The organism is Pseudomonas fluorescens, from assembly GCF_902497785.1.
Taxonomy (GTDB): Bacteria; Pseudomonadota; Gammaproteobacteria; order Pseudomonadales; family Pseudomonadaceae; genus Aquipseudomonas; species Aquipseudomonas fluorescens_BO.
The window spans coordinates 118,309-134,261 of the sequence record NZ_CABVHK010000008.1 but is presented as its reverse complement, the minus strand read 5'-3'; the positions used below and the strand labels follow the sequence as shown (position 1 = coordinate 134,261).

Here is a 15,953-nt window from a genome sequence, read left to right as displayed (position 1 = left end):
TACCACTCAAAACGCCCCCTAGTGGGGCGTTTTGCTATCTGTCACTTTTGTCTGGATACCGGTTTATGAGCGTACCTCGTGAAACCATCGCCGCCGTCGCCACCGCTCAAGGTCGCGGCGGTGTGGGCATCGTCCGTATTTCCGGGCCATTGGCGAGCGTGGCGGCCAAGGCCTTCAGTGGTCGTGAACTGAAGCCGCGGTACGCCCACTACGGCCCGTTTTTCAGTGAAAACGATGAAGTGCTGGACCAGGGCATTGCCTTGTATTTCCCGGGACCGAACTCGTTCACCGGTGAGGATGTGCTGGAACTTCAAGGCCACGGCGGCCCGGTTGTGCTGGATATGCTGCTAAAACGGTGTCTGGAATTGGGCTGCCGCCTGGCACGGCCGGGAGAATTCAGTGAACGGGCGTTTCTCAACGATAAACTCGACCTGGCTCAGGCCGAAGCAATCGCCGACCTGATCGAGGCCAGTTCTGCACAGGCTGCGCGCAATGCACTGCGTTCCTTGCAGGGTGCTTTTTCCGAGCGTGTGCATAAACTCACCGAGCAACTTATCGGTTTGCGGATCTACGTCGAAGCCGCCATCGACTTCCCGGAGGAAGAAATCGACTTCCTTGCCGATGGCCATGTTCTGAGCATGCTCGACAAAGTGCGTGACGAGTTATCCACCGTGCTGCGTGAAGCCGGGCAGGGTGCGTTGCTGCGAGATGGCATGACCGTGGTAATCGCCGGTCGGCCGAATGCTGGCAAATCGAGTCTGCTCAACGCACTGGCCGGTCGTGAAGCGGCGATCGTGACCGAGATCGCTGGCACCACCCGTGACATTCTCCGCGAACATATCCACATCGACGGCATGCCCCTGCACGTCGTCGACACAGCCGGTTTGCGCGATACCGATGATCATGTTGAAAAGATCGGTGTTGAACGTGCCTTGAAGGCCATCGGCGAAGCGGATCGAGTGCTGTTAGTCGTCGATGCCACCGCGCCCGAAGCCCTTGATCCATTCGCGTTATGGCCGGAGTTCCTTGAAACCCGTCCGGATCCGGCGAAAGTCACGTTGATCCGTAATAAAGCCGACCTCACTGGCGAAGCGATTGCTCTGGAAGTTAGCGCTGATGGTCATGTCACCATCAGCCTGAGTGCCAAGTCCGCTGGCGAAGGCCTGGATCTGCTGCGCGATCACCTCAAGGCCTGCATGGGCTACGAGCAGACCTCGGAAAGCAGCTTCAGCGCCCGCAGGCGTCATCTTGATGCGCTGCGTCATGCCAGCGCATCCCTTGAGCATGGCCGTGCTCAGCTGACATTGGCGGGTGCCGGGGAGCTGCTGGCTGAGGATTTGCGACAAGCACAACACTCTTTGGGTGAAATCACTGGGGCTTTCAGTTCCGATGACCTGCTTGGACGGATCTTTTCCAGTTTCTGTATCGGCAAATAACCCCTTCCGTTGTCCGCAGACAGGCCATTCGCGCCTGTCTGTTCCCTCCAACCAGAAAATTCCTGCGGTGCCGAGCTGATTTCTTTTCGCTTGGGCGGTTTTTCTGCGCCTGAAATTTACATTTCCCGCTGGTTTCTGTGGATTAAGCCCTGTGAATAACTGCCGCTAAGGGCAGTTGATAACAGGGCCTGAAAACTGAAGATAACCGCCCCTGTGGATAACCAGCTGTTTAATCCACAGGCTTAGACCGGTTATCCAAGGGCCTCATTGGCACATGACCACAGGGTTTTGAATCTCTGTACATATTGAAGATAAAGGGTTGTAGCGATCTATCCACAGAAATGATGCTCAGTAGAAATAAACATAAAAACAAAGATTTAATAAATTTCTTTCTTTTTAATTTCTATAACCCTGACTTCTCCACAGCTGGTTAATTTTTGTGCAAAGGGTTCTTTAGGGAAGGCGAAGTCCCTATACTTGCCGACCTGGTCCAGAAACCCGGGCTCAAACTATTCCTGAATTACCTACTTAAGCAGGCACGAGGTGCGTGGTGGATTTCCCTTCCCGTTTTGAAGTGATCGTCATCGGCGGCGGTCATGCCGGTACCGAGGCAGCACTGGCGTCAGCACGCATGGGGGCGAAAACCCTGTTGCTGACGCACAACGTGGAAACCCTCGGTGCCATGAGTTGCAACCCTGCCATTGGCGGGATCGGTAAAAGTCACCTGGTGAAGGAAATCGATGCCCTTGGCGGCGCGATGGCCATGGCTACCGACAAAGGCGGCATCCAGTTTCGCGTGTTGAACAGCCGTAAAGGCCCGGCCGTGCGTGCGACTCGGGCCCAGGCAGACCGGGTTCTTTACAAAGCCGCTGTCCGCGAAGCGTTGGAAAACCAGCCCAACCTGTGGATATTTCAGCAACCCGCGGACGACCTGATCGTCGAGCAGGATCAAGTGCGCGGTGTCGTCACCCAAATGGGCCTGCGTTTCTTCGCCGACTCCGTGGTGTTGACCACCGGCACGTTCCTCGGTGGACTTATCCACATCGGCATGCAGAATTATTCCGGCGGCCGTGCCGGTGATCCGCCCTCGATTGCCCTGGCTCACCGTCTGCGTGAATTGCCATTGCGCGTCGGTCGATTGAAAACCGGCACACCGCCGCGCATCGATGGTCGTTCTGTGGATTTCTCGGTGATGACCGAGCAGGCCGGTGATACGCCGATCCCGGTGATGTCGTTCATGGGGTCCAAAGAGCAGCACCCGAAACAGGTCAGCTGCTGGATCACCCACACCAACGCCCGTACCCACGAAATCATCGCCGCGAACCTCGATCGTTCGCCGATGTATTCCGATCAAGGGTTGATCGAAGGCATCGGCCCTCGTTATTGCCCGTCGATCGAAGACAAGATCCACCGCTTTGCCGACAAGGAAAGCCATCAGGTCTTCATCGAACCGGAAGGGTTGACCACTCACGAGCTGTACCCGAACGGGATATCCACCTCCCTGCCGTTCGATGTGCAATTGCAGATCGTGCAATCGATTCGCGGCATGGAAAACGCGCACATCGTTCGTCCCGGGTACGCCATCGAGTACGACTACTTCGACCCGCGTGACTTGAAATACAGCCTCGAAACCAAAGTCATTGGCGGTCTGTTTTTCGCCGGGCAAATCAACGGCACCACCGGTTACGAAGAAGCTGGCGCCCAGGGTTTGCTGGCCGGGGCCAACGCCGCGCTGCGTGCACAGGGCAAAGACGCCTGGTGCCCGCGTCGTGATGAGGCCTACATCGGCGTCTTGGTCGACGACCTGATTACACTTGGAACCCAAGAGCCGTACCGGATGTTCACATCCCGTGCCGAGTACCGCCTGATCCTGCGCGAAGACAACGCCGACCTGCGCCTGACCGAAAAAGGTCGCGAGCTGGGTCTGGTCGATGACGCGCGTTGGGCGGCCTTCTGCACCAAACGTGAAAGCATCACCCTGGAAGAACAACGCCTGAAAAGTACCTGGGTGCGTCCGGGGACTGAGCAGGGCGATGCCATTTCCGAAAAATTCGGTACCCCGCTGACCCATGAATACAACCTGCTCAACCTGCTGAGCCGTCCGGAAATCGACTACGCTGGCCTGATCGCCGTGACGGGTGGAGGCGCCGAAGATCCACAGGTCGCAGAGCAGGTTGAAATCAAGACCAAATACGCCGGTTACATCGATCGTCAGCAAGATGAAATCGCCCGTCTGCGGGCCAGTGAAGACACAAAATTGCCTGTGGATATCGATTACACGAACATTTCCGGTCTCTCCAAAGAGATTCAGAGCAAGCTCGGTGCGACCCGTCCAGAAACCCTGGGCCAGGCGTCACGTATCCCGGGCGTGACCCCGGCAGCGATTTCGCTGTTGATGATTCATTTGAAAAAACGCGGCGCGGGCCGTCAGTTGGAGCAAAGCGCTTGAGTTCGTTGGTCACCTCGCAACACGCCGAAGAGTTATCCACAGGTGCTCGCCAGCTCGGTGTCACGCTGTCAGAAACCCAGCATGCGCAATTGCTGGGTTATCTGGCCCTGTTGATCAAGTGGAACAAGGCTTACAACCTGACCGCCGTGCGCGATCCGGACGAAATGGTCTCGCGGCACTTGCTCGATAGTCTGAGCGTGATGTCGTTCGTCGAAAACGGTCGTTGGCTCGATGTTGGCAGCGGCGGCGGCATGCCGGGTATTCCGTTGGCGATCCTGTTTCCTGAGTCGCAAGTGACCTGCCTGGACAGCAACGGCAAGAAAACCCGCTTCCTGACCCAGGTCAAACTCGAACTCAAACTGGATAACCTGCAAGTTATCCACAGTCGCGTCGAAGCGTTCCAGCCTGAACAGCCGTTCAACGGAATCATTTCCCGGGCGTTCAGCAGCATGGAGAACTTCAGCAACTGGACACGCCACCTCGGCGACGTCGATACACGCTGGCTGGCAATGAAGGGCGTTCATCCGGCCGATGAGCTGGTAGCATTGCCGGCAGACTTCCACCTCGATAGCGAACACGCCCTGGCCGTACCTGGTTGCCAAGGCCAACGCCATCTGCTGATACTGCGCCGCACGGCATGATTGGGAACACAAGCAAGAATGGCTAAGGTATTCGCGATTGCGAACCAAAAGGGTGGTGTGGGTAAAACCACCACCTGCATCAACCTCGCAGCTTCTCTGGTCGCTACCAAGCGCCGAGTGCTGTTGATCGATCTTGATCCACAGGGCAACGCCACCATGGGTAGCGGTGTGGATAAACACGGCCTGGAAAATTCGGTCTACGACCTGCTGATCGGCGAATGCGATCTGGCCCAGGCCATGCACTATTCCGAGCACGGTGGTTACCAACTGCTGCCGGCCAACCGCGACCTGACGGCGGCCGAAGTGGTTCTGCTGGAAATGCAGATGAAGGAAAGCCGGCTGCGCAGCGCGCTGGCGCCGATCCGTGAGAACTACGATTACATTTTGATCGACTGCCCACCGTCGCTGTCGATGCTGACGCTGAACGCGTTGGTCGCGGCAGACGGGGTGATTATCCCCATGCAGTGCGAGTACTTCGCCCTCGAAGGCTTGAGCGACCTTGTGGATAACATCAAGCGCATCGCCGAATTGCTCAACCCGAACTTGAAGGTCGAAGGCCTGTTGCGGACCATGTACGACCCGCGCCTGAGTCTGATGAACGACGTTTCGGCGCAGCTCAAGGAGCACTTCGGCGAGCAGCTCTATGACACCGTCATTCCGCGCAACATCCGCCTGGCCGAAGCGCCAAGCTATGGCATGCCGGCGCTGGCGTACGACAAAACTTCGCGGGGCGCCATTGCCTACCTGGCACTGGCCGGCGAGATGGTTCGCCGTCAGCGCAAAAACTCACGCACTGCCGCTGCTCAGGCAACTTAAGGAATCCCCATGGCCGTCAAGAAACGAGGTCTCGGACGTGGACTGGATGCACTGCTGAGCGGTCCGACTGTCAGCTCGCTGGAAGAACAAGCGGTCCAGGCCGATCAACGTGAGCTGCAGCACCTGCCCCTGGACCTGATCCAGCGTGGCAAGTACCAGCCGCGGCGGGACATGGACCCGCAGGCGCTGGAAGAGCTGGCGCAGTCGATCAAGGCCCAGGGCGTGATGCAGCCGATCGTGGTGCGTCCGATCGGCAGCGGCCGTTTCGAAATCATCGCCGGCGAACGTCGCTGGCGCGCGAGCCAGCAGGCTGGCCAGGAAACCATCCCGGCGATGGTTCGTGATGTACCGGATGAAACCGCCATCGCCATGGCACTGATTGAAAACATTCAGCGTGAAGACCTGAATCCAATCGAAGAAGCGGTGGCCTTGCAGCGTTTGCAGCAGGAATTCCAGCTGACTCAGCAACAAGTGGCCGAAGCCGTGGGCAAGTCCCGCGTAACCGTGGCTAACCTGCTACGCTTGATCGCGTTGCCGGAAGTTATCAAAACCATGCTGTCCCACGGTGATCTGGAAATGGGTCATGCGCGTGCTTTGCTGGGTTTGCCGGAAAATCAACAGGTTGAAGGGGCGCGACATGTTGTCGCACGGGGGCTGACGGTGCGCCAGACTGAGGCACTGGTTCGCCAGTGGTTGAGTGGCAAACAGGAGCCTGCCGAACCGGTGAAACCGGACCCGGATATCGCCCGACTCGAGCAGCGCCTGGCCGAGCGCCTAGGCTCTGCGGTGCAGATCCGACATGGAAAGAAGGGGAAGGGGCAGTTGGTGATTGGGTACAACTCCCTCGATGAGCTTCAGGGTGTGCTCGCACACATTCGCTGAAACATTTCCTCATGTAGCGTGCAGTCGGAAATCACTACCTGACAGTTGAATAGGGGCAGAACCGCCCCTATACTCTGCGCGCATTTTGTCGGCACAAATTATGCCAAGTTATTGAATTCTGGCAGCCGATCCTTGGGGAGCAAAAGTGATGGAGAGCCGCACGCCAAACCGCTTGCCGTTCCATCGCCTGGCAGTTTTTCCGGTGTTGATGGCTCAGTTTGTCGTTCTGCTGATTGGCGCTTTGGCGCTCTGGCAATGGCACGGAGTCGTAGCCGGGTACTCGGGACTCTGCGGAGGCCTGATAGCCTTGCTGCCCAATGTTTATTTCGCTCACAGGGCATTTCGGTTTTCCGGCGCCCGAGCAGCTCAAGCCATCGTCCGGTCTTTTTATGCCGGTGAGGCGGGCAAACTGATTTTGACGGCAGTGCTGTTTGCATTGACGTTCGCAGGTGTGAAGCCATTGGCGCCGCTAGCTGTATTCGGCGTCTTCGTGTTGACCCAACTGGTCAGCTGGTTCGCGCCCCTGCTGATGAGAACAAGACTTTCGAGACCTTAGGGCGTTTGAGGCAACCATGGCAGAGACAACCGCTTCGGGCTATATCCAGCACCACTTGCAGAACCTGACTTTCGGTCAGCTCCCAAATGGCGGGTGGGGTTTTGCCCACACCGCAGCAGAAGCCAAGGAAATGGGCTTCTGGGCTTTCCACGTCGATACGCTTGGCTGGTCGGTCGCTTTGGGTCTGATCTTCGTTCTTCTTTTCCGCATGGCGGCAAAGAAAGCGACTTCCGGTCAGCCTGGTGCTTTGCAGAACTTCGTTGAAGTATTGGTCGAATTCGTCGATGGCAGCGTGAAAGACAGCTTCCATGGTCGTAGCCCGGTGATTGCGCCGCTGGCACTGACCATCTTCGTCTGGGTCTTCCTGATGAACGCTGTCGACCTGATCCCGGTCGACTGGATTCCTCAGCTGGCCATCCTGATCACTGGCGATGCGCACATTCCATTCCGTGCCGTATCCACCACTGACCCGAACGCTACCCTGGGCATGGCCCTGTCGGTGTTCGCGTTGATCATTTTCTACAGCATCAAGGTCAAGGGCATCGGCGGCTTCATCGGCGAACTGACCCTGCACCCGTTCGGCAGCAAGAATATCTTCCTGCAAGCACTGCTGATTCCGGTGAACTTCCTGCTGGAGTTCGTGACGCTGATCGCCAAGCCTATCTCGCTGGCACTGCGTCTGTTCGGCAACATGTACGCCGGCGAGCTGGTCTTCATTCTGATTGCTGTGATGTTCGGCAGCGGTCTGCTCTGGCTTAGCGGCCTGGGCGTAGTTCTGCAGTGGGCGTGGGCTGTGTTCCACATCCTGATCATCACCCTGCAGGCGTTTATCTTCATGATGCTGACCATCGTCTACCTGTCGATGGCGCACGAAGAGAACCATTAAGACCAGTCTCGACTAGTCTGATGTCCCACCCGGTCAAACGGGTGGGTGCCCGAACAGGGCTATGAAACGATTTGTTTTACCGCTTTAAAATCTAAAAAACCTAAACCATACGACGTAAAAGTCGGGAGGAAAGATGGAAACTGTAGTTGGTCTAACCGCTATCGCTGTTGCACTGTTGATCGGCCTGGGCGCACTGGGTACCGCAATTGGTTTCGGCCTGTTGGGCGGCAAGTTCCTGGAAGGCGCAGCGCGTCAGCCAGAAATGGTTCCAATGCTGCAAGTTAAAATGTTCATCGTTGCCGGTCTGCTCGACGCCGTAACCATGATCGGTGTTGGTATCGCTCTGTTCTTCACCTTCGCGAACCCATTCGTTGGTCAACTCGCTGGCTAATCACTCGAACCTTCGAGTGATTGGTTTGATGTGCAACGAACGAGCGAGGTGTTGGCGTGAACATTAATGCAACCCTGATTGGCCAGTCCGTTGCGTTCTTCATTTTTGTACTGTTTTGCATGAAGTTCGTGTGGCCTCCGGTCATCGCGGCTTTGCACGAACGTCAGAAGAAGATCGCGGATGGACTGGACGCTGCCGCCCGAGCAGCTCGCGACCTGGAGTTGGCCCAAGATAAAGCGGGTCAACAACTGCGCGAAGCTAAGGCTCAGGCAGCTGAAATCATTGAGCAAGCCAAGAAACGCGGTAATCAGATCGTTGAAGAGGCTGTTGAAAAAGCCCGTATCGACGCTGACCGTGTGAAGGTTCAGGCTCAGGCCGAGATCGAGCAGGAACTGAACAGTGTCAAAGATGCGCTGCGTGCCCAACTGGGTGCTCTGGCCGTCGGCGGCGCCGAGAAGATCCTGGGTGCCACAATCGATCAAAACGCGCACGCGGAGCTGGTAAACAAACTGGCTGCTGAAATTTAAGCGAGGGCGATCATGGCAGAATTGACCACGTTGGCCCGACCTTACGCTAAGGCAGCCTTCGAGCACGCCCAGGCCCACCAGCAACTGGCCTCTTGGTCAGCCATGCTCGGCCTGGCTGCAGCAGTGTCGCAAGACGACACCATGCAGCGCGTGCTCAAGGCCCCGCGACTGACGAGCGCAGACAAGGCCGCCACGTTTATTGACGTGTGCGGCGACAAGTTTGATGTGAAGGCACAGAACTTCATCAACGTCATTGCCGAAAACGACCGTCTCCCGCTGTTGCCGGAGATCGCCGCTCTGTTCGACCTGTACAAGGCTGAACAAGAGAAGTCGGTAGACGTTGAAGTAACCAGTGCTTTCGCATTGAACCAAGAACAGCAAGACAAACTCGCCAAGGTTCTCAGTGCACGACTCAACCGGGAAGTGCGCCTGCAAGTCGAGGAAGACAAATCCCTTATCGGGGGCATTGTCATCCGCGCCGGCGACCTGGTTATCGATGGCTCGGTTCGCGGCAAACTCGCGAACCTTGCCGAAGCATTGAAATCTTGAGTTTGAAGGGGCAGCAGAGCAATGCAGCAACTCAATCCTTCCGAAATAAGTGAAATTATCAAGGGCCGCATCGACAAGCTCGATGTGACCTCCCAAGCCCGTAACGAAGGCACTGTCGTCAGCGTATCTGACGGTATCGTGCGGATTCACGGTCTGGCCGACGTTATGTACGGCGAGATGATCGAGTTTCCGGGCGGCGTCTTCGGTATGGCTCTCAACCTGGAGCAAGACTCCGTAGGTGCCGTAGTTTTGGGCTCCTATCAGTCTCTGGCTGAAGGCATGAGCGCCAAGTGCACCGGCCGCATCCTCGAAGTTCCGGTTGGTAAGGAACTGCTGGGTCGCGTAGTCGACGCACTGGGTAACCCTGTTGACGGCAAAGGTCCGCTGAACAACACCGAGACCGATGCGGTCGAGAAAGTTGCTCCAGGCGTGATCTGGCGTAAGTCGGTAGACCAGCCTGTACAGACCGGCTACAAGGCTGTCGATGCCATGATCCCTGTCGGCCGTGGCCAGCGTGAGCTGATCATCGGTGACCGTCAGATCGGTAAAACCGCTCTGGCGATCGACGCGATCATCAACCAGAAAAACAGCGGTATTTTCTGCGTCTACGTAGCGATCGGTCAGAAGCAATCGACCATTGCCAACGTGGTTCGCAAGCTGGAAGAAAACGGCGCACTGGCTAACACCATCGTCGTTGCAGCGAGCGCTTCGGAATCTGCAGCACTGCAATTCCTGGCACCGTACTCCGGTTGCACCATGGGTGAATTCTTCCGCGACCGCGGTGAAGACGCGCTGATCGTTTATGACGATCTGTCCAAGCAAGCAGTGGCTTACCGCCAGATTTCCCTGCTGCTGCGCCGTCCACCAGGCCGTGAAGCTTACCCAGGCGACGTGTTCTATCTCCACTCCCGTCTGCTGGAGCGCGCATCCCGCGTTTCGGAAGAATACGTAGAGAAGTTCACCAACGGCGCAGTGACCGGCAAAACCGGTTCCCTGACCGCACTGCCGATCATCGAAACCCAGGCTGGCGACGTTTCTGCGTTCGTTCCGACCAACGTGATTTCCATCACTGACGGTCAGATCTTCCTGGAATCGGCCATGTTCAACTCCGGGATCCGTCCTGCTGTGAACGCCGGTGTTTCGGTATCCCGTGTGGGTGGTGCCGCTCAGACCAAGATCATCAAGAAGCTCTCCGGTGGTATCCGTACCGCTCTGGCTCAGTACCGTGAACTGGCGGCATTCGCCCAGTTCGCTTCTGACCTGGACGAAGCGACCCGTAAGCAACTTGAGCATGGTCAGCGCGTTACCGAGCTGATGAAGCAGAAGCAATATGCACCAATGTCGATCGCTGACATGGCGCTGTCGCTGTATGCCGCTGAGCGTGGGTTCCTGACCGACGTTGAAATCGCCAAGATCGGCAGCTTCGAACAAGCGCTGATTGCTTTCTTCAACCGCGATCACGCCGATTTGATGGCGAAGATCAACGTGAAGGGTGACTTCAATGACGAAATCGACGCTGGCCTCAAGGCCGGTATCGAGAAGTTCAAGGCCACCCAAACCTGGTAAGCCGCAGCGGGAGCCGCAAGGCTCCCGCTTGCTAACCTGATAGGTGTTACATGGCAGGCGCAAAAGAGATTCGCAGTAAGATTGCGAGCATCAAAAGCACGCAAAAGATTACCAGCGCCATGGAAAAAGTGGCGGTCAGTAAAATGCGCAAGGCACAAATGCGCATGGCTGCTAGCCGTCCTTACGCGGAGCGCATCCGCCAGGTTATTGGTCATTTGGCCAACGCCAACCCGGAATATCGCCACCCATTCATGATCGACCGTGAAGTAAAGCGCGTCGGTTACGTCGTGGTGAGCAGTGACCGTGGTCTGTGTGGTGGCTTGAACACCAACCTGTTCAAGGCCTTGGTCAAGGACATGGCGAAAAACCGTGAAAACGGCGTCGAGATCGATCTGTGTGTTGTTGGTAGCAAGGGTGCGGCTTTCTTCCGCAACTTCGGCGGTAACGTCGTAGCAGCTATCAGCCACCTGGGTGAAGAGCCGTCGATCAATGACCTGATCGGCAGCGTCAAGGTGATGCTGGATGCCTACCTGGACGGCCGTATTGACCGCCTGTCCGTGGTGTCCAACAAGTTCATCAACACCATGACGCAACAGCCTACCGTGGAGCAGTTGATTCCATTGGTAGCCACCGCGGATCAGGGACTCAAGCACCACTGGGATTATCTGTACGAACCGGACGCCAAAGAGCTGCTTGACGGCTTGATGGTCCGTTACGTGGAGTCGCAGGTCTACCAGGCGGTGGTCGAGAACAACGCGGCTGAACAAGCTGCGCGGATGATCGCGATGAAGAACGCTACCGACAACGCCGGTGATTTGATCAGCGATTTGCAGCTGGTCTACAACAAGGCGCGTCAGGCTGCGATCACCCAAGAGATCTCGGAAATCGTCGGCGGCGCTGCCGCGGTTTAACGGTTCAAATATTCAGAGGATCCAGCTATGAGTAGCGGACGTATCGTTCAAATCATCGGCGCCGTTATCGACGTGGAATTTCCACGCGACAGCGTACCGAGCATCTACAACGCGTTGAAAGTAGTGAGCGCGGCCGAAACCACCCTGGAAGTTCAGCAACAGCTGGGCGACGGCGTGGTTCGTACCATTGCGATGGGTTCCACCGAGGGCTTGAAGCGCGGTCTGGAAGTCACCGACTCTGGCGCTGCCATCTCCGTACCGGTCGGTAAAGCGACTCTGGGCCGGATCATGGACGTACTGGGCAACCCGATCGACGAAGCTGGCCCGATCGACACCGAAGAGCGCTGGGGCATTCACCGTCCTGCGCCAACCTTCGCTGAACAAGCGGGCGGCAACGACCTGCTGGAAACCGGCATCAAGGTTATCGACCTGGTTTGCCCGTTCGCCAAGGGCGGTAAAGTCGGTCTGTTCGGTGGTGCCGGTGTAGGCAAAACCGTAAACATGATGGAACTGATCCGTAACATCGCCATCGAGCACAGCGGTTATTCCGTGTTCGCCGGTGTGGGTGAGCGTACTCGTGAGGGTAACGACTTCTACCACGAGATGAAGGATTCCAACGTTCTGGACAAAGTGGCACTGGTCTACGGTCAGATGAACGAGCCGCCGGGTAACCGTCTGCGCGTAGCACTGACCGGCCTGACCATGGCCGAGAAGTTCCGTGACGAAGGTAACGACGTTCTGCTGTTCGTCGACAACATCTATCGTTACACCCTTGCCGGTACTGAAGTATCCGCACTGCTGGGCCGTATGCCTTCCGCAGTAGGTTACCAGCCGACTCTGGCCGAAGAGATGGGTACTCTGCAAGAGCGTATCACTTCGACCAAAAACGGTTCGATCACCTCGATCCAGGCGGTATACGTACCGGCGGATGACTTGACTGACCCGTCGCCAGCGACCACCTTCGCCCACTTGGACGCCACCGTCGTTCTGTCCCGTGACATCGCCTCCCTGGGTATCTACCCGGCGGTCGATCCACTCGACTCGACTTCGCGTCAGCTGGACCCGAACGTGATCGGTCAGGACCACTACGACACCGCTCGCGGCGTACAGTATGTTCTGCAGCGTTACAAAGAACTGAAGGACATCATTGCGATCCTGGGTATGGACGAGCTGTCGGAAACCGACAAGCAGTTGGTAAACCGTGCTCGTAAGATCCAGCGTTTCTTGTCGCAGCCGTTCTTCGTGGCTGAAGTCTTCACCGGTGCTTCGGGTAAATACGTTTCCCTGAAAGACACCATTGCTGGCTTCAAAGGCATCCTCAACGGTGACTACGACCACCTGCCAGAACAAGCGTTCTACATGGTCGGCGGCATCGAAGAAGCGATCGAGAAAGCCAAGAAACTGTAATCCCGGCGCCCGGCAACGGGCGCTAATTTAGGTTGAGGCAATCAGATGGCTATGACAGTCCATTGCGATATCGTCAGCGCGGAAGGGGAAATCTTCTCCGGCCTGGTCGAGATGGTGATTGCGCACGGTGCACTGGGTGATCTTGGTATCGCCCTGGGCCACGCGCCGCTGATCACTAATCTCAAGCCTGGCCCGATCCGCCTGGTCAAGCAGGGCGGGGAAGAGGAGGTGTATTACATCTCCGGTGGTTTCCTCGAGGTTCAGCCGAACATGGTCAAGGTTCTTGCCGACACCGTGCAACGTGCTGCCGACCTGGACGAAGCCTCCGCTCAGGAAGCCGTTAAGGCTGCCGAGAAGGCCTTGCATGAGCGGGGCGCGGAATTCGATTACGGTTCTGCTGCCGCACGTCTGGCCGAGGCCGCAGCTCAGCTGCGCACCGTCCAGCAGATCCGCAAGAAGTTCGGCCACTAAAAGGCCATTGCTTGTTGCGCGATTGATTAAAAAGGGTAGCCTCGGCTACCCTTTTTTCTTTTCCGAATTTCATTACCTGGTCGCAGCCGCTGACCACCCAGGATTGGTAGCCAGTCATGTCACTTGAAATTGTTATTCTCGCTGCCGGTCAAGGCACTCGCATGCGGTCAGCGTTGCCGAAAGTGCTGCATCCGATTGCCGGCAACTCGATGCTCGGCCATGTTATCCACAGCGCTCGACAACTTGATCCACAGCGCATTCACGTGGTGATCGGTCACGGTGCCGACGCGGTGCGTGAGCGCCTGGCCGCTGACGACTTGAATTTCGTCCTTCAAGATAAACAGCTGGGTACTGGCCACGCAGTCGCTCAAGCCGTGCCGTTCATTGAGGCCGACACCGTTTTGATTCTCTATGGCGACGTGCCATTGATTGAAGTCGAGACGCTCCAGCGCCTGCTCAAGCACGTTGCGCCGCAGCAACTGGGATTGCTCACCGTCAACCTGGATGACCCGACCGGTTATGGCCGCATCGTTCGCGATGCCGGTGGCAAGGTCACGGCCATCGTCGAGCAGAAAGATGCCAACGAAGCCGAGCGCGCGATCTCTGAAGGCAACACCGGCATTCTGGCGCTGCCATTCGCGCAGCTGGGTGGCTGGATGAGCCGTCTTTCCAACAATAACGCCCAGGGCGAGTATTACCTGACTGACGTCATCGCAATGGCGGTCAGCGATGGACTGGTTGTGGCCACCGAGCAGCCTCATGACGCGATGGAAGTGCAGGGCGCCAATGATCGCAAGCAGCTGTCGGAACTTGAGCGTCACTACCAGCTGCGCGCCGGTCGCCGTTTGATGGCGCAAGGCGTGACCCTGCGTGACCCGGCTCGTTTTGATGTGCGTGGTGAAGTCACCGCCGGCCGCGATGTGCTGATCGACATCAACGTGATCCTCGAAGGCAAGGTCGTCATCGAAGACGATGTGGTGATCGGCCCGAACTGTGTGATCAAGGACAGCACGCTGCGTAAAGGTGTGGTGGTCAAAGCCAACAGCCACATCGAAGGCGCGATTCTTGGCGAAGGCAGCGATGCGGGTCCGTTTGCACGTTTGCGTCCCGGCACGGTGCTGGACGCTCGCGCGCATGTGGGTAACTTTGTTGAATTGAAGAACGCTCACTTGGGCGAAGGCGCCAAGGCCGGTCATTTGACTTATCTGGGAGACGCCGAAGTCGGGGCGCGGACCAACATCGGCGCGGGCACCATCACTTGCAACTATGACGGTGCCAACAAATGGAAGACCGTGTTGGGTGAAGACGTGTTCATTGGTTCCAACAACTCGTTGGTGGCGCCTGTGGATATCTCCAGCGGAGCAACCACGGCTGCTGGGTCGACCATTACGCAGAATGTGGATAACCAACAGTTGGCGGTGGGTCGTGCACGTCAGAAGAATATTGACGGCTGGAAACGGCCGGTGAAGATCAAGAAGACCTGAGTTATCCACAGAGTTTTCAAAATCTGAAGATCGCAGCCTTCGGCAGCTCCTACGAAGTAGACACGCCTCTCGCGTAGGAGCTGCCGCAGGCTGCGATCTTTTCAAATTTATCCACACTGCTTTTTATCGCCTCCCGCTTGACGAAGTTTCGCTAATAGGTTTTGATTGCTTCCGTTATCTTTCGAATCGAAACTTACCAGACCATGTCGAAACGCAATACACCTCAACGCCGTCACAACATCCTCGCCTTGCTCAATGAGCAGGGCGAAGTCAGTGTGGATGAGCTGGCCAAGCGTTTCGAAACGTCGGAAGTTACGATTCGCAAGGATTTGGCGGCACTCGAAAGCAATGGCCTGCTTCTGCGACGTTACGGCGGGGCGATCACCATGCCTCAGGAATTGGTCGCGGACCTCGGTCAGCCAGTGTCCAGACATAAACAAGCCATCGCCCGCGCCGCCGTCACACGAATTCGCGAGCACGCACGGATCATCATCGACAGCGGCAGCACGACCGCGGCGATGATCCCTGAACTCGGCCAACAACCGGGTCTGGTGGTGATGACCAATTCCCTGCATGTTGCCAACGCGTTAAGCGAACTTGAGCACGAACCGGTGCTGCTGATGACGGGCGGCACCTGGGACCCTCACTCCGAATCCTTCCAGGGGCAAGTCGCCGAACAGGTCCTGCGCTCTTACGATTTCGACCAGTTATTCATCGGTGCCGATGGCATCGACCTGGTGCGGGGCACGACCACTTTCAACGAACTGCTGGGACTCAGCCGTGTCATGGCTGAGGTTGCCCGGGAAGTGATCGTGATGGTCGAGGCTGACAAGATTGGCCGCAAGATTCCCAACCTGGAACTGCCGTGGAGCAGTGTCCATACCCTAATTACCGACGATCGACTGCCGCAAGAGGCACGCGATCACATTCAGGCCCGCGGCATCAATTTGATTTGCGCGGCTGTCAGTCAGGAGAAATAGC

16 protein-coding genes are annotated in these 15,953 nt (G+C 57.1%); all 16 read left to right on the top strand.

Annotation, left to right across the window (positions count from 1 at the left end; genetic code table 11):
* The first annotated feature begins 65 nt into the window (after positions 1 to 65).
* The 16 genes from mnmE to F8N62_RS13840 all read left to right on the top strand — a co-directional run bounded on the left by mnmE (position 66) and on the right by F8N62_RS13840 (position 15,952).
* A complete protein-coding gene (gene mnmE, locus F8N62_RS13920; protein ID WP_150711449.1) occupies positions 66 to 1,436 on the top strand; it encodes a tRNA uridine-5-carboxymethylaminomethyl(34) synthesis GTPase MnmE in 1,371 nt (456 codons plus the stop codon).
* Positions 1,437 to 1,986: 550 nt separating this feature from the next.
* Positions 1,987 to 3,885: a tRNA uridine-5-carboxymethylaminomethyl(34) synthesis enzyme MnmG gene (mnmG, locus tag F8N62_RS13910; RefSeq protein ID WP_150711448.1), complete on the top strand. Its 1,899-nt coding sequence runs from the start codon at positions 1,987 to 1,989 to the stop codon at positions 3,883 to 3,885.
* Positions 3,882 to 4,526, top strand: a complete 645-nt coding sequence (gene rsmG / locus F8N62_RS13905; protein WP_150711447.1) for a 16S rRNA (guanine(527)-N(7))-methyltransferase RsmG — start codon at positions 3,882 to 3,884, stop codon at positions 4,524 to 4,526. The genes mnmG and rsmG overlap by 4 nt, the downstream gene beginning before the upstream one ends.
* A gap of 18 nt (positions 4,527 to 4,544) precedes the next feature.
* A complete protein-coding gene (locus tag F8N62_RS13900; RefSeq protein ID WP_027926208.1) occupies positions 4,545 to 5,342 on the top strand; it encodes a ParA family protein in 798 nt (265 codons plus the stop codon).
* 9 nt (positions 5,343 to 5,351) lie between these two features.
* Positions 5,352 to 6,224: a ParB/RepB/Spo0J family partition protein gene (locus F8N62_RS13895; RefSeq protein ID WP_008027541.1), complete on the top strand. Its 873-nt coding sequence runs from the start codon at positions 5,352 to 5,354 to the stop codon at positions 6,222 to 6,224.
* Positions 6,225 to 6,372: 148 nt separating this feature from the next.
* The gene (locus tag F8N62_RS13890; RefSeq protein WP_150711446.1) at positions 6,373 to 6,780 is read left to right on the top strand and encodes a F0F1 ATP synthase subunit I; all 408 of its coding nucleotides are present in this window, start codon (positions 6,373 to 6,375) and stop codon (positions 6,778 to 6,780) included.
* 16 nt (positions 6,781 to 6,796) lie between these two features.
* Positions 6,797 to 7,666 (top strand): F0F1 ATP synthase subunit A, encoded by an 870-nt coding sequence (gene atpB, locus F8N62_RS13885; protein WP_150711445.1) that lies wholly within the window; start codon positions 6,797 to 6,799, stop codon positions 7,664 to 7,666.
* Between the two features lie 133 nt (positions 7,667 to 7,799).
* On the top strand, positions 7,800 to 8,057 hold the full coding sequence (atpE, locus tag F8N62_RS13880) for a F0F1 ATP synthase subunit C (protein WP_002555987.1): 258 nt from the start codon (positions 7,800 to 7,802) through the stop codon (positions 8,055 to 8,057).
* A 56-nt stretch (positions 8,058 to 8,113) separates the two neighbouring features.
* Entirely contained in the window at positions 8,114 to 8,584 is a 471-nt protein-coding gene (locus F8N62_RS13875; RefSeq protein ID WP_008027535.1) for a F0F1 ATP synthase subunit B, read from the top strand.
* 12 nt (positions 8,585 to 8,596) lie between these two features.
* Positions 8,597 to 9,133, top strand: coding sequence for a F0F1 ATP synthase subunit delta (locus F8N62_RS13870; RefSeq protein ID WP_150711444.1), 537 nt, complete (start codon positions 8,597 to 8,599; stop codon positions 9,131 to 9,133).
* Positions 9,134 to 9,154: 21 nt separating this feature from the next.
* Positions 9,155 to 10,699: a F0F1 ATP synthase subunit alpha gene (atpA, locus tag F8N62_RS13865; RefSeq protein WP_150711443.1), complete on the top strand. Its 1,545-nt coding sequence runs from the start codon at positions 9,155 to 9,157 to the stop codon at positions 10,697 to 10,699.
* Between the two features lie 50 nt (positions 10,700 to 10,749).
* Positions 10,750 to 11,610, top strand: a complete 861-nt coding sequence (atpG, locus tag F8N62_RS13860; protein ID WP_150711442.1) for a F0F1 ATP synthase subunit gamma — start codon at positions 10,750 to 10,752, stop codon at positions 11,608 to 11,610.
* Between the two features lie 27 nt (positions 11,611 to 11,637).
* Entirely contained in the window at positions 11,638 to 13,017 is a 1,380-nt protein-coding gene (atpD, locus tag F8N62_RS13855) for a F0F1 ATP synthase subunit beta (RefSeq protein ID WP_140665206.1), read from the top strand.
* 45 nt (positions 13,018 to 13,062) lie between these two features.
* On the top strand, positions 13,063 to 13,488 hold the full coding sequence (locus F8N62_RS13850) for a F0F1 ATP synthase subunit epsilon (RefSeq protein WP_007969909.1): 426 nt from the start codon (positions 13,063 to 13,065) through the stop codon (positions 13,486 to 13,488).
* Between the two features lie 116 nt (positions 13,489 to 13,604).
* Positions 13,605 to 14,972 carry a bifunctional UDP-N-acetylglucosamine diphosphorylase/glucosamine-1-phosphate N-acetyltransferase GlmU gene (glmU, locus tag F8N62_RS13845; protein ID WP_150711441.1) on the top strand — a complete coding sequence of 456 codons (1,368 nt, stop codon included), beginning with the start codon at positions 13,605 to 13,607 and terminating at the stop codon, positions 14,970 to 14,972.
* A gap of 203 nt (positions 14,973 to 15,175) precedes the next feature.
* On the top strand, positions 15,176 to 15,952 hold the full coding sequence (locus tag F8N62_RS13840) for a DeoR/GlpR family DNA-binding transcription regulator (RefSeq protein WP_150711440.1): 777 nt from the start codon (positions 15,176 to 15,178) through the stop codon (positions 15,950 to 15,952).
* Position 15,953 lies beyond the last annotated feature (1 nt).

Coding starts and splice junctions, on each gene's coding strand:
- mnmE (WP_150711449.1), top strand. CDS start 66: ATGAGCGTACCTCGTGAAACCATCGCCGCCGTCGCCACCGCTCAAGGT.
- F8N62_RS13900 (WP_027926208.1), top strand. CDS start 4,545: ATGGCTAAGGTATTCGCGATTGCGAACCAAAAGGGTGGTGTGGGTAAA.
- F8N62_RS13895 (WP_008027541.1), top strand. CDS start 5,352: ATGGCCGTCAAGAAACGAGGTCTCGGACGTGGACTGGATGCACTGCTG.
- F8N62_RS13890 (WP_150711446.1), top strand. CDS start 6,373: ATGGAGAGCCGCACGCCAAACCGCTTGCCGTTCCATCGCCTGGCAGTT.
- atpB (WP_150711445.1), top strand. CDS start 6,797: ATGGCAGAGACAACCGCTTCGGGCTATATCCAGCACCACTTGCAGAAC.
- atpE (WP_002555987.1), top strand. CDS start 7,800: ATGGAAACTGTAGTTGGTCTAACCGCTATCGCTGTTGCACTGTTGATC.
- F8N62_RS13870 (WP_150711444.1), top strand. CDS start 8,597: ATGGCAGAATTGACCACGTTGGCCCGACCTTACGCTAAGGCAGCCTTC.
- atpA (WP_150711443.1), top strand. CDS start 9,155: ATGCAGCAACTCAATCCTTCCGAAATAAGTGAAATTATCAAGGGCCGC.
- atpG (WP_150711442.1), top strand. CDS start 10,750: ATGGCAGGCGCAAAAGAGATTCGCAGTAAGATTGCGAGCATCAAAAGC.
- atpD (WP_140665206.1), top strand. CDS start 11,638: ATGAGTAGCGGACGTATCGTTCAAATCATCGGCGCCGTTATCGACGTG.
- F8N62_RS13850 (WP_007969909.1), top strand. CDS start 13,063: ATGGCTATGACAGTCCATTGCGATATCGTCAGCGCGGAAGGGGAAATC.
- glmU (WP_150711441.1), top strand. CDS start 13,605: ATGTCACTTGAAATTGTTATTCTCGCTGCCGGTCAAGGCACTCGCATG.
- F8N62_RS13840 (WP_150711440.1), top strand. CDS start 15,176: ATGTCGAAACGCAATACACCTCAACGCCGTCACAACATCCTCGCCTTG.